11 protein-coding genes are annotated in these 12404 nt (G+C 60.2%); 6 read left to right on the top strand and 5 right to left on the bottom strand.

Annotated elements, in window-relative coordinates; translation table 11 throughout:
• The first annotated feature begins 35 nt into the window (after positions 1-35).
• The gene (locus VGG22_00145; protein ID HEY1726770.1) at positions 36-530 is read left to right on the top strand and encodes a MarR family transcriptional regulator; all 495 of its coding nucleotides are present in this window, start codon (positions 36-38) and stop codon (positions 528-530) included.
• 6 nt (positions 531-536) lie between these two features.
• Entirely contained in the window at positions 537-1286 is a 750-nt protein-coding gene (locus tag VGG22_00140) for a hypothetical protein (GenBank protein ID HEY1726769.1), read from the top strand.
• Here VGG22_00140 and VGG22_00135 read toward each other — a convergent pair.
• The 4 genes from VGG22_00135 to VGG22_00120 all read right to left on the bottom strand — a co-directional run bounded on the left by VGG22_00135 (position 1261) and on the right by VGG22_00120 (position 5357).
• Positions 1261-1617, bottom strand: a complete 357-nt coding sequence (locus VGG22_00135) for a beta/gamma crystallin-related protein (protein HEY1726768.1) — start codon at positions 1615-1617, stop codon at positions 1261-1263. The genes VGG22_00140 and VGG22_00135 overlap by 26 nt on opposite strands.
• 59 nt (positions 1618-1676) lie before the next feature.
• Entirely contained in the window at positions 1677-1922 is a 246-nt protein-coding gene (infA, locus tag VGG22_00130; protein ID HEY1726767.1) for a translation initiation factor IF-1, read from the bottom strand.
• A gap of 550 nt (positions 1923-2472) precedes the next feature.
• A complete protein-coding gene (locus VGG22_00125; protein HEY1726766.1) occupies positions 2473-4185 on the bottom strand; it encodes a GAF domain-containing protein in 1713 nt (570 codons plus the stop codon).
• A 44-nt stretch (positions 4186-4229) separates the two neighbouring features.
• The gene (locus VGG22_00120) at positions 4230-5357 is read right to left on the bottom strand and encodes a DEAD/DEAH box helicase (GenBank protein HEY1726765.1); all 1128 of its coding nucleotides are present in this window, start codon (positions 5355-5357) and stop codon (positions 4230-4232) included.
• 338 nt (positions 5358-5695) lie between these two features.
• On the opposite strand from VGG22_00120, the gene VGG22_00115 reads away from it, so the two are divergent.
• Positions 5696-6484 (top strand): Crp/Fnr family transcriptional regulator, encoded by a 789-nt coding sequence (locus VGG22_00115; GenBank protein HEY1726764.1) that lies wholly within the window; start codon positions 5696-5698, stop codon positions 6482-6484.
• Between the two features lie 69 nt (positions 6485-6553).
• On the opposite strand, the gene VGG22_00110 is transcribed toward VGG22_00115, so the two are convergent.
• The gene (locus VGG22_00110) at positions 6554-8212 is read right to left on the bottom strand and encodes an AsmA family protein (protein ID HEY1726763.1); all 1659 of its coding nucleotides are present in this window, start codon (positions 8210-8212) and stop codon (positions 6554-6556) included.
• A 75-nt stretch (positions 8213-8287) separates the two neighbouring features.
• On the opposite strand from VGG22_00110, the gene VGG22_00105 reads away from it, so the two are divergent.
• From VGG22_00105 to VGG22_00095, 3 genes are all read left to right on the top strand, one after another.
• Positions 8288-9604: an NAD(P)-binding domain-containing protein gene (locus VGG22_00105; protein HEY1726762.1), complete on the top strand. Its 1317-nt coding sequence runs from the start codon at positions 8288-8290 to the stop codon at positions 9602-9604.
• A gap of 643 nt (positions 9605-10247) precedes the next feature.
• Complete coding sequence (locus VGG22_00100) at positions 10248-10469, top strand: tautomerase family protein (protein ID HEY1726761.1); 222 nt, start codon at positions 10248-10250, stop codon at positions 10467-10469.
• Positions 10466-12403 (top strand): winged helix-turn-helix domain-containing protein, encoded by a 1938-nt coding sequence (locus VGG22_00095; GenBank protein ID HEY1726760.1) that lies wholly within the window; start codon positions 10466-10468, stop codon positions 12401-12403. The genes VGG22_00100 and VGG22_00095 overlap by 4 nt, the downstream gene beginning before the upstream one ends.
• Position 12404: the final 1 nt, after the last annotated feature.

Genomic DNA, 12404 nt, shown 5'->3' with positions numbered 1-12404 from the left:
CAGGAACCACCTGTCAAGTGTCTTAACATCAAGATATGCAGGATCGCGTCGACCATATTCTCGCGCAGTGGAAGCGCGAGCGCCCCGACCTCGATACCCGTCCGATGGCCGTCGTCGGGCGCATCCAGCGCGCTACGGCCGCCCTTCGCCCACTCCTGGACGCGACGCACGAGGCGTCCGGGCTTCAGAGTGAATCGTTTGACGTCTTGGCTTCACTGCGCCGGAACGGATCGCCCCATCAGCTTTCGCCGACGGATCTCTACCGTGAAATGATGCTGACCTCGGGCGCCATGACGAACCGCATCGACCGGCTCGAGGAAGCTGGGCTCGTCGCGCGACGTGCCGATCCAAACGATCGGCGAGGTACGCTCGTGCGACTGACGCCGAAAGGCAAGACCCTCATCGACAATGCGACAACAAAGCATGTCGCAAACGAAGAGCGTCTGCTCTCCGTGCTGACCTTACGCGAACAACAACAATTGAACGACATACTTCGCAAGCTGCTGATCGCTCTTGGCGATACGGGTTAAGTCGACGTGAAAACGACGCTATACGGACGCATTCTTTTCGGCCTGTCGGCGATTGTTGCCGGCGTGGTTATGTTGATTCGGCATGATTCGACGATATGGCAGCGCTTGCAGCCGGTTTGGATGCCTGTCGCTTCGATCATCGTCTGGTGCTTCGCGCTCGCGCTGATTGCGTCCGGATTCGGTCTCATGCATCAGCGAACGGTCCGGCTTGCGTCGATCGTGCTTGGCACGATTTACCTCATATTCTCGCTGGCATGCTTTCAGGACATTTTCGCGCATCCAACCGACAGTGGATCCTACGTCGAGATTTTCGAGCTCTTCTCCGTCGCCTGCGGCGCATTGGCGCTCTACGCGTTGACGGCGACGAATACACTTCGGCCGGCTACGATCGTCCGCGTAGCACGACTCGGATTCGGAGTCTGCAGTCTCTCATTTGCGTGGGCGCAAGTCGCGTTTCTTCAATACACGGCGAGCTTGGTGCCGGCGTGGATCCCGCCCAATCAGACATTTTGGACGATCGCCACGACCGTTGCGTTCTTGGCGGCAGCGATTGCGATGCTCATCAACGTTCAGGCGATCCTTGCGTTCCGGCTATCAGCGCTAATGATAGGACTCTTTGGGCTCATCGTTTGGGTCCCGCACCTGATTGCGCAGCCAATGCTGCTTTCGAATTGGACCGAGATCTCCGAGAACTATTTGATGACTGCGGCCGCCTGGGTTCTCGCGGACGCTAGTTTACAGGTCGAAGCGACGTAATGCTCTGAGCGAAGCCGTTTGCGAACGAAGCCGAATACATTCCAACACCGACCGTAACGCACGTCCCCGTAAAGCTACGGCCACTGCAGAGTAACCAGTGTCCACGATTGACGACGAACGATGCCGTGGGATACGGGAAATTTTTCACGTGTACGTCCGGCGTGATCCCCTCGACTTTGAGGCTGGGGCCGTTATAGAGATCGCGTGAATAGAGCGTAATCAACGGTCCGCTCGCGAGCTTCACCGCTGGTGTCGGCGCGACTTGAGCGCTCGACGAAACACCAAGCGTAAGAGAAAGTGCGAAAGCCAGAAACGCGATGCGAGCTATCATAGTCGCGAATTCTTCGATAGCCTTATGAAAAGACCCGGCCTTTCGACCGGGTCTCGTGACTACGTGCGCTTCGGCTCTCCGGCTCGATAGCGATACGTTATGCGACCTTTCGTCAGGTCGTACGGGGAGATTTCGACATCGACGCGATCACCGGGCAAAATGCGGATGTGGTGCCGGCGAAGCCGGCCCGCGATGTGCGCGAGGATCGTCGTGTTGTTTTCAAGCTCGACGGAAAACATCGTGCTTGGGAAGACTTGCCGGATCGTTCCGTAGACTTCCAATGGTTCTTCCTTCGGCGGGTACACGATGGCGGGAGTATCGGAGGAGCGTCGCGCGGTCCGCGAGGTTCGTCCCCTTGAGCCTCCTCGACGCATTATCGCGAGGTCTGCCGCGTCGAGAAGCAATCCCGGCAGTATACTGGTTTATCGTTTCGCGGCTTAAACGGCACTTCGGTAGGTTTGTGGCATGCCGCGCAAACGGCGGCAAACATCTCACGCTGCGGGCGAGCTGAGCCGCCGCCTCCGCCGCCGCCGCCTCGCTGAGCCTTACGTGCATCTCTGCAATCCTGGCAGCGTGTCGGCTTATTGGTGAAGCCCTTCTGGGCGAAGAATTCTTGCTGGCTGGCGCTGAACGTGAATTGTTGCGCACAGTCGGCGCACTGGAGCGTCTCGTCTTTGTACATGGTATCCTTGGCGTCGAGATAGTGACGCGCTCGGTGTACGTTTTTACGGTAGCGAGACGTCTTGGCGACTTGATAGTCGGCATAGGTCCGGATCGCATGACGCGGCGAATCCGCCCGCGCCCACAACCCGCGAGAACCACCCAGGGTTGCCAGGGCGGCCAACCGGCACACTCTCACGACTCGGCCCCTCCGCCGACAGCCCATTTTCGTGGCCCGGCCGCTATGGCGCGCAGGGCGGCAACCTCCCGCTCGAGGTCTTGGATGCGCAACGCGCCGAGCGCGTGCGCCACGGCGCTCGCCACCTCTTCCAGAGAGGCCCGCTCGTCGGGCGCGTAGCTCTCCTGATCCGCCTTAGCATCGCAAACCAGGATCCCGAGCAGCTCTCCTCCGCTCACCATCGGGAATGCCAGCACGCCGGGAATGCTCGACCCCGACTTCTGCAGATCGACGACCACATGCCGCGCGCGCATGGCGACCGCCGCCGGATCGTTGAAATCGACGTGCCCGCCTGCCGGGAAATCTCCGGCGGCCATTGTGTACTCCCCGGGCGGGCCCGCAACCCAGGTCCCCGCGCGCGTCGCACGCGCGTACTGGTGAACGCTTTGCACGCAGCGTTCCAGCAGCAGCGACACATCGGTGACGTACGGCGCGTCGAGTGCGAACGCGTGTAAGGCGGCTTGTGCTGCATAACGCACGCGAAAGAACACGCGATCGACGAAACGCTCGACTCGCTTGTGAATCGCGTTGATGGAAAACCCGAGAGCAAGCGCGACGCCGAGTTGAACCGCGGTGTTCGTGACATGGCTCGCGCTCGCAACATAGTTGGAAAGCAGCGTCTCAACGATGACGAGAATGCCGACGATAACAATCGAGACGCCCGCATATACCGCGGCCTGATTGAGGACGAAGCCGACGTCGATCAGGCGATGGCGCAGGATGACGTACGCAAGGCCGACGGGGATGATCGCGACGGTGAGGAGCGCGAACTGATCGACGCGCGCAGTGTATCCAGCGAACGCAATTACGATAAAGTCGAGTGCCGGCCCCGAAATCCCGACGCCGATGATGAGCAGCACCCAAAGCCGCCGGCTGCGATCGGCGGCACGCGCTTGAATGAAGCCCACGACCAGCGTCGCGATCGCGAGCAAAAACGGCAACGCAAAAAGTACACTGATCAGCACGCGCGCAGCGACGCCCTGAACCGCGAAGAACAATTGTACAGCCACGGCCGCGACGACACCCATGCCCGCTGTCACGACCGCTGCGGAAGCCAGACGGCGTTCCGCGAGGGTCGGCGAGTCCGAGAGATGTGCGGAGAATTCCGCGGCGGCGGCGCCGGCGCAGACGAGCAACAGCATGGCCCCGACGTCGAATAACGCGAACGAAAATTCCGACGACACGATCGGATTTACGTTCGGTAGCCCAAGAGCCAGTCCAAAACCCGTCAGGAAAAAGACGAGCGCGCGAACGGACGCAGTTTCCCAACGCCGCAGAACGAGCAGCCCAGCCACGAGCAAATACGCCAGCTTTACGGCAATGAGAACGAGCGGAAGAAATTGCTTCGGACCGGCGTGCGCGACAAGCGTGACTTCCCGTCCGCCGGCTATCAGCGTCAGCCGCGAGCCCACCACGGCCGTAAGTAAGGCCGCGCGTGTCTCGAGGTCGGAACGGGCGAAGCGAACCATCTCGCCGGGATGCAGCCCCGCTTCGGCAAGGCTCGTACCTTTCGGAACGTCACCGAGGCGAAAGCTGTCGTTCGAAAGCGCAGCCACGGGGAGACTGCCGTAGTAGCCCGGCGCTTCTCCGATAAACCCGGAGCCACACACAAAGAGAACCGACGCGACAACGATCACGAACATGAGGCCGCGCCCGAACCACGACGGCATCACGGGGATTTCAAAGCCGCGGCGCGCGGCTCCTCATTTTCGGTCTAGCGGCGGCGCAAAACCGGGACTTCGGCGCGGTCGAGCTTTTTGCCCAAGGCACGTTCGATTTGAGCGAGCTGCGGTCGCTCTTCGCGTGAAACGAACGTCACGGCATCACCCGTAGCCTGGGCTCGTGCCGTGCGTCCAATACGGTGCACGTAGTCGTCCGGTGCAAGTGGCACGTCGTAGTTGACGACGAGGTCGAGATCTTCGATGTCGATGCCTCGCGCGGCAATATCGGTCGCCACCAGCACGCGATATTTCCCGCTCTTGAAGTCGGCGAGTGCACGGGTGCGTTGACCTTGCGATCGATTTCCGTGGATGCGCTCCGTGGGAATCTTGTGTTTTGCGAGCGCGTCGGCTAAGCGATTCGCGCGAGCCTTCGTGCGCGTGAATGCGAGCGCACTGAAGATCGCGTTGTCTTTGAGCAGCTCGACCAGCAGATCCGTCTTTTGGTTTTGGTCGATCGCGTAGATCGTTTGCGTCACGCCGCTCGCCGTTTTTGCCGGCGGCGAGAGATCGACCCGAACGGGGTCGGTCAGCATCTCTTTTGTAAGGTTCATGATCTCAGGCGGAATCGTCGCTGAAAAGAACAGCGTCTGACGCTTACGCGGCAGCGCCTTGACGATCCGGCGGACGACCGGAAGAAAACCCATGTCGAGCATCCGGTCGGCCTCGTCGAGAACGAGACACGAGACGCCCTCAAGCGAGACGGTTTTCTGCGTCATATGATCGAGAAGACGGCCGGGCGTTGCGACGATGATATCCGCGCCACGTCTGAGCTCGTGTCTCTGACCGCCAAAACCAACGCCACCGTAGATCGCGACGATGCGAATTCCGGAATCTCCGGAGAGAGCTTTGAGGTGCGCGGCGATCTGCGCTGCGAGCTCGCGGGTCGGTACGACGACGAGCGAACGCTGCCCCTTGCGAGCGGGATCGAGGTGTGAGTTCAGGAGCGGCAGACCGAATGCGGCCGTCTTCCCGCTGCCGGTCATTGCGCTCGCCATCACATCGCGGCCGAGCATGGCCGGCGGAATGGAGGCGACTTGGACGGGGGTTGGTTGTGTAAATTGAAGTTTTTGAAGCGCGCGCACGAGTTGTGAGCGCAAGCCGAAATCGGCAAACGTAGCCATTTTTGCGTAGAGTCTTTCGTAAAAGGAGCGCGGTGTCGATCGCTCTTACGAAAGATCGCGCGGGTAGGGTAACCGAGCAGCAGAACCCGCTTGCTCGCCTGATGGTTGCCTCTCGGCGAAAAGTTTACTCGCTTGGCACAACCCTCACGTCCCTGGCTTTTTCCAAGCCGCGCCCAGCAGCTAACTCCGGCAGGGGCGGTGATGAATGTCTCTGCAAGCCTAGTGTTACTCGAACCTCATTTTCAACGGGTCGAGCCCGCGATCATAGACTCGTGCGGTTCACTGCCGAGTAGTCCTTCGCTTCGTCGGCTTTCTATGCCCCGACGGCAGGTCGGCACATGAGCCTCGATGATTCGGCCACTGGAAATGTTTTTCTCGATAGTCTTCCTGAGAACACGCGGCGCCATATCCAAAAGCGTGCCGCAACGGTCGCCTTGAGCGTACGTGACGCGGTATACCATAAAGGCGGGAGCGTAGACTACGCCTATTTCCCGATTGAGGGCATCATCTCGAATGTCTCCACGATGAAAGATGGAGATTCCATTGAAGTCGGTATCGTTGGCAGAGAAGGGATGACAGGCTTTCCACTCCTGCTAACCGGTGCGACATCTGCCAGTAATCTTTACGCGCAGATCAGTGGGACGTCCCTTAGAATTTCTGGGGCAGCCATGGTCGAAATTATCGGAGACGGCTTAGCATCGCGGCGACCTTTTGACATGTATGCCGAAGCGATACTCGATTCGGTCTCTCAGTACGCGGCCTGCAATCGGCTGCACACAATCCAGCAACGCTTTGCACGATGGCTCGTTATGGCGCACGATCGTGTTCGCGGAGATGACATCCCCCTCACCCAAGAATTTTTGTCGCTCATGCTTGGGGTAAGACGGGCAGGGGTAACCCTGGCAGCGTCCACGTTGCAGCAAGCCGGGTTGATAAAATATACCCGTGGCCGCATCGTTGTTCGAGACCGAGAACGACTTCAGGCTTGCGCTTGCGAGTGTTATGATACGGTCGAAGACCGCTGTAAGGAATTGGTCGGCTTCTCAATACGAAAGCATCGTGTAGCACTAGCCAAAGAAAGAACCGTTCGAGTTGAGGCCGGTCGGTCGCGCCCGACGAGTCGCTGAATCCGCAGGGCGCCGTGCGCGAACGTCAGCGGATCTCCGGTGGTCGTTGTCACGATCGTACATTGGATTTCACGGCAAGCTGAGGCCCGGAATCTGCTTCAAGATATCCTGAAGCTGCGACGACGTCTGCGGCAACGCTTGCAGCGCGCTCGACGCGTTCAACAATTGCGGCGTTCCGGCAAGCGAGAATTGCGGGTTGTCGAGCGTTCCGCGCAATACGAACCGCGCACGCACCCGAGACGAGCCGGCGTTCTGTCGCAGCGCGTTCGCAAGGACGAGCCGCAGCTCCGCGGGCACGGGCGCGAAGGCCGCAGCGCTCGCCGCGCCAATTACGCCTACGCCGCTATACGAAAGTGATTTATCGAAACCAAAGCTGCCGCGGCTCACGGCCTTCATGTGTGACGTGACGAGTCGCAACCGGTCGCTGTACGCGCGTTCGTTCGCTACACGCACGTCGCCACCGAAGTAGCTGAAGCGAGAATCGCCCGCCAGTGCATTGAGATGCGAGAACGTGCCGTTGCGCACGCTGAACGTGCCCGAACCCGCGAGCGCAGCTTCGGGATCGTGCGCGAGCTGCGTCGTAAGTTTGAAATCCGCATCGAGCAAGCCGGTGACGTTGCCGCCGCCAACACGGAGTACCGCGAGAGAGTCCGCGACCCTCATGCCTCGAATCCTCGCATTGACGTTCGTCGGCAATGGATTTGCGGTATCAAGCGACGCCGAGCCGCGCACTGCTCCGCCGTATGCTTCGAACGTCGCCTGGTCGAGGCGCAGCGCATGGGTGTAAGCCGCAAGTTGTGAACGCCATTTCGTCGCCTCGAGACTTCCGAAGGTCACCTTGTCGAATCCGATCGTGCCGCGTGCTAGCAAATGCGCCGCAGTCGACCCCACACCGCCCGAACCGGGTCGCAAGACTGCCGCGAGTGCCGCTACGTCCAGCGACGGACCGCGAACGTCAAACGTAATTGAAAACGGGTCCAAATGCGCCAGTGCCACGCTTCCGGCAAGATCTTCGTCGGCGGCTGCAAGCACAAAACTGCTGCGTGCCTCCCCGTTCTTAATCTCGAGATCTCCGCTGCGAAAATCGATTGGCCGATCGATCAGGGGCGTCGTCAACTGCGCGCCGCGCAAGTTTGCGACGATCACCAGCTTTTGTGCCCAATTCGACGCGTGCGGGTCGATGGCGCTCACATTCCCGCTCACGCCGTTCAACGAAAGCACCGGCGTTGGCACTCCCCGGACCAAGTCGGTTAGGGTGATGCGTGCATTCTTCACAGCGACGTTACCAATTTGATCTACGCTGAAGCCGGGAGTGAAGAGTTGCGCCTGCGTGGATTTGGACTGCACGATGCTGAAATTTGTATGCCCTGCGACATTGCGCAATATGTTGAGCTCTACGCCCGAGGGCGCGATGTACGTGATATCGAGCCGACGCGAGAGCAGTGCGGGCAGGTCGATCCCCAAGTCGACGGATTCGGCGACAAGCGCGTCTCCGGCTGGAAAGCTCCGAGGATTTCGCATGTGAACGTTGATGGCTCGAATCCGCGTCGTCGGCAGCAGGTAGAACTGCAGTTTGTCGATCGTGACATCGCGCCCCGTCGCGCGCTCAATGGCCCACGTTAAGAGCGGTCGATAACGATCGACCGGAATGAGGAACGGGGCGGCCACGACGGCGAGCAAAAACACGACGACTGCCGCGCCGGCCACGCGTAATGGTAACGTTGGCACGTTGGAGTTTTACCCAAACCCGGAACGCGGCCCCAGGCAGGAGGCGTTCGCAGCGCACGGTCGCACAGCCCGGATATGACTCGCAGTGTCGCAATCGTAGGCGCCGGAGCCTCGGGACTTTGCGCGGCGCGGTATTTCAAGGAAGCCGGATTTGGGGTCACGGTCTTTGAGATCGGCAGCAAGGTTGGCGGCTTGTGGTGCTTCGAGAATGACAACGGCCTCTCAGCTGCCTATCGAACGCTGCACATCAACACGGCGAAGAGCCTGACGAAATTCAAGGACTTCGAGTTTCCGCCGGACGCGCAGCTCTTTCCCGATCACCGCGATATGCACGCGTACTTCGAACGGTTTGTCGATCACTTTGATCTTCGACCGCTGATTCGTTTCAACACGCGCATCGAGAGCGTGCATCCCGCGAATCCGGTTCCCCGCGAGCGCTCGGCCTGGATTGTTGAGACGGAGCACGGAACGAGCGAGGCCTTCGATGCTGTGGTGGTGGCCAGCGGGCATCTGAGCTCGCCGCTGCACGCCGACAAATACCGCGCGTTCGGCGGCGAGTATCTTCACTCACACGACTACAGACGGCCGGAAAACTTCCTCGGGAAGCGCGTCTGCGTCGTTGGAGCGGGTAATAGCGGCCTCGACATCGCGGCTGACCTCGCGAGCGTCAATCCTCGGACCGTCCTCGTTGCGCGGTCCGGCGTCCTCATCGTTCCGAAATTGATCTTCGGTAGACCCTTTACGGACATGACCGTATGGTTGGCGCATCCGTTGATTCCGCAATGGATCGGCCGCAAGATCACGCGAACGTTGACCTACCTCATCCATGGTCCAATGGAACGACTCGGATTTCAGACGCGGCGAGGGCGCGCTCACACCATGAGCAACGCAACGATCGTTCAGCATATCGCATACAGGCGCGTCGAAGTGAAGGACGATATCGCATCTATCGAGGGACGCCATATAACGTTTGCGGATGGGACGGTCGAGGAGTTCGACACGCTGATCGCCGCAACCGGATACAAGATTGAGCTTCCGTTCTTATCCGAAGACATTCTTCCGGTGCGCAACAACGTGGTCGAGCTTTATAACCGGATGATCCATCCCGATTGGCCCGGACTCTATTTCATCGGGTTGCTGAATGTCAACGGATCCGCCAATCAAGCTTACGAGCGACAAGCGCCGTGGCTCGTTGCAGTTGAAAGCGGCAAAGCCGCGCTACCGAGTCACACCGAAATGCGGGAGGCAATCGCTCGAAAGAAAGCGTGGGTCGAACGCCATTACCCCTCGACTCTGCGCCACACGATCGAGGAAGAGCCCGTGCCGTACTTTCGAGAGCTAGCTGTGTCTTTGCGGGCAGCGCGACAGCGTGCACGCCGCGTTAAACAGTAAAAGACCCGGCCTTTCGACCGGGGTCTCGAGATTATTGCTGTCCCTCGACTACGGCGCTGCGCGTCGACGCTCGGGATGACAAGTCAAAACGGCGTTGACTCACAATGGACCATCTTTTCACACCGAATGACTGCCGAAATCCTGGCGCGACAGCCGGAGAGGAGGCGTTCGCAGCGCGCGGTCGCACAACCCGGATATGACTCGCCGTGTCGCAATACTTCGAACGGTTTGTCGATCACTTTAATTTTGGATCGTTGATTCGCTTCAACACGCGCATCGTGAGAGTGCACCCGCCAATCCGGTTCCGCCGAAATGCGCGAGGCGATCGCCCCCGTACTTTCGAGACTTAGCCGGATCTTTGCGAACAGCGCGACATCGTCACCCAACCGTTTCCGGTGTTCGCACTCTGCAGCATCGTGACGTTGCTCGCGCCGGCTCCGGCGAACGATGATCCGCCACCGCCAAACGAACGAGAGCTTCGGGACTCGGCTGCTGGCTAACTATGCTTACCAGGCAGGTGAGCTTCTCCACGTCATAACTCCGTCATGAAGACCGCGGGAGAAGCGCGTATGCTCGGGGGATTCCCGACGATTGTGTCGGACGTTTCGCGGCAAAGGAGTACAACGCGATGCCACTGATTCAGGTGAGTGTAGTTAAGGGCGTGTTCTCGCCCGAGCAAAAGCGACTGATGATTTCCCGTTTGACCGATGCGATGGTGACGATCGAGGGCGAAAACATGCGCGGCGTAACCTGGGTGAAAGTCGACGAAATCGAAAGCGGCGATTGGGGAATCGGCGGGCAAGTTTTGACGACCGATGCCGTAAAGGCCCTTGCCGCCGGAAAAGCGCCCGCCTCCGTAGGGTGATCGCGATCGGGTCGCGCTACGACGAACTTCCGTTCGTCGGGCGCGACGATGAGCTGGCACGGCTCGAACGCCTTACGACGGCACCTATACCTTCGATCACGTTTGTGACCGGAATCGGTGGGATGGGAAAATCGCGGCTTCTCGATACGTTCGCGGAGCACCGGCGCTCTGCCGGCGCAGCGGTCGTGCGCATCGACGGTCGGCTCGTCGAACCGACTGAGGCTGCTCTCCTACATAAGCTCAGCCTCGCGGTGCGGCGCGATATCGCCACCCTCGAGGATGCGTCGGAGCGTCTCGGCGAGCTCGGAAGTGTGGCACTAGTTCTCGACGACATCGATGCGCTGCGTTTACTCGACACATGGCTACGCCTGTCGTTCGTCACCGCTTTGCCGCCGAACGTACACGTCGTCTTCGGCGGACGCGATCCGCCGCTTTCGGCATGGTTGCAGATGCCGTGGCGTGGCGCATTCCAAACGCTCGAACTCGCTCCGCTTTCGGATAGCGATGCCGTGTCGCTTCTGACGGCCGCGGGGATCGAAGCGGCGCAAGCTGCGCGCGTCAATCGAATCGCGCGCGGCCATCCGCTTGCCCTAACGCTCGCTGCCATCACGCTGCAACGCGTTGACGATCCCGAACTCGAAGAACTGGCCTTTCACCGGATTGTCGGCGAGCTTGCGCGCCGGCATTTAACAGAGATTCGCGACCCGATCACGCGGCGAGCCGTTGAGGCAGCTGCACTCCTGCGAACCGTCACTGCGCCGCTACTCGGCGCTATGCTCCCCGATGTCGCACCCAGCGACGTCTATGAACGACTTCGGTCTCTGCCGCTGATGCGGCTCTCGCGCGATGGTTTGCAATTGCACGATAGCGTGCGCGACGCGATCGCGGGCGAACTGCGCTCCTCGGATCCGAAACGCTACCTCAACCTCCGCCGCGCGTCTTGGGGCCACTTGATTCGAGAACTGCGAACGGCTCCGTCGGCGGAGCTGTGGCGATCTACCGCCGATCTCTTATATCTACTCGAGAATCCGGTCGTGCGTGAAGCATTTTTCCCGTCCGGCGCGCAGCGTTTCGCGGTCGAGCCCGCTCGCGCCGTCGATGAAGCGGCGATCCTAGCGATCGCCGAGCGGCACGACGGCTGCGACGCGGCGCATCTAACGGCGGCATGGTGGCACCAAGGACCGCAGGGATTCAGTGTCGCGCGTGAACGCGAAGGCGCCGTCGCCGGTTACTATATCCTGTTCGAAGCCGCGAGCCTCAGCATCGCACCGACCGTCGACGACCCTGTCCTCGCGCAGTGGAGTGCGCATTTGGCCGCCAACCCGGTCGCGCCGGGCGAGCGCGTTCTCTTCCTACGTCGCTGGTTGTCGAGCACTGAAGGCGAAGCACCAAGCGCCGTTCAGGCAGCATGCTGGCTCGACATCAAGCGCGCCTATATGGCGCACCGTCCACACTTGCGGCGCGTCTATCTTACGCTCCGCGACATCGCACCGTATGCTGCCACAGCAACGCAGCTCGGCTTTGTAGTCCTGGACTCGTGCACAACGATCATCGCTGATCAGGTCTATCTCACCGCGATGCTCGACTTCGGGCCAGAATCCGTCGACGGCTGGTTTGCAAAACTCGTCGCTGCCGAACTCGGCATCGCAACGAGTAGTCTCCTCGATTTTGGCGCTCGCGAACTAGTCGTCGGCTCACGGCGCACATCGTTGACGCGGCGCGAATTCGATACGCTGCACTATCTACTACAGCACGCGGGCAATGCGGTGAACCGCGAAGATATTCTTAGCGACGTTTGGGGAGAAAGTGCCGATGTTGCCAGCAACGTCGTCGACGTAGTTGTGCGCTCCCTTCGCAGGAAGCTCGGCGAACACGCAAACCTCATCGAAACAATTTCCGGTATCGGTTATCGCCTACGTGACTCGTCGCGTTAGA

The sequence above is a fragment of the Candidatus Baltobacteraceae bacterium genome (assembly GCA_036489885.1).
Classification (GTDB): Bacteria; Vulcanimicrobiota; Vulcanimicrobiia; order Vulcanimicrobiales; family Vulcanimicrobiaceae; genus JAFAMS01.
The sequence above is the reverse complement of the archived record's forward strand: the minus strand, read 5'-3'. Positions and strand labels throughout refer to the sequence as shown.

What these genes read in the sequence shown, in the direction of transcription:
- VGG22_00145 (HEY1726770.1), top strand. Translation starts at nt 36, where the DNA reads ATGCAGGATCGCGTCGACCATATTCTCGCGCAGTGGAAGCGCGAGCGC.
- VGG22_00120 (HEY1726765.1), bottom strand. Translation starts at nt 5,357, where the DNA reads ATGGCTACGTTTGCCGATTTCGGCTTGCGCTCACAACTCGTGCGCGCG.
- VGG22_00125 (HEY1726766.1), bottom strand. Translation starts at nt 4,185, where the DNA reads ATGCCGTCGTGGTTCGGGCGCGGCCTCATGTTCGTGATCGTTGTCGCG.
- VGG22_00115 (HEY1726764.1), top strand. Translation starts at nt 5,696, where the DNA reads ATGAGCCTCGATGATTCGGCCACTGGAAATGTTTTTCTCGATAGTCTT.
- VGG22_00105 (HEY1726762.1), top strand. Translation starts at nt 8,288, where the DNA reads ATGACTCGCAGTGTCGCAATCGTAGGCGCCGGAGCCTCGGGACTTTGC.
- VGG22_00135 (HEY1726768.1), bottom strand. Translation starts at nt 1,617, where the DNA reads ATGATAGCTCGCATCGCGTTTCTGGCTTTCGCACTTTCTCTTACGCTT.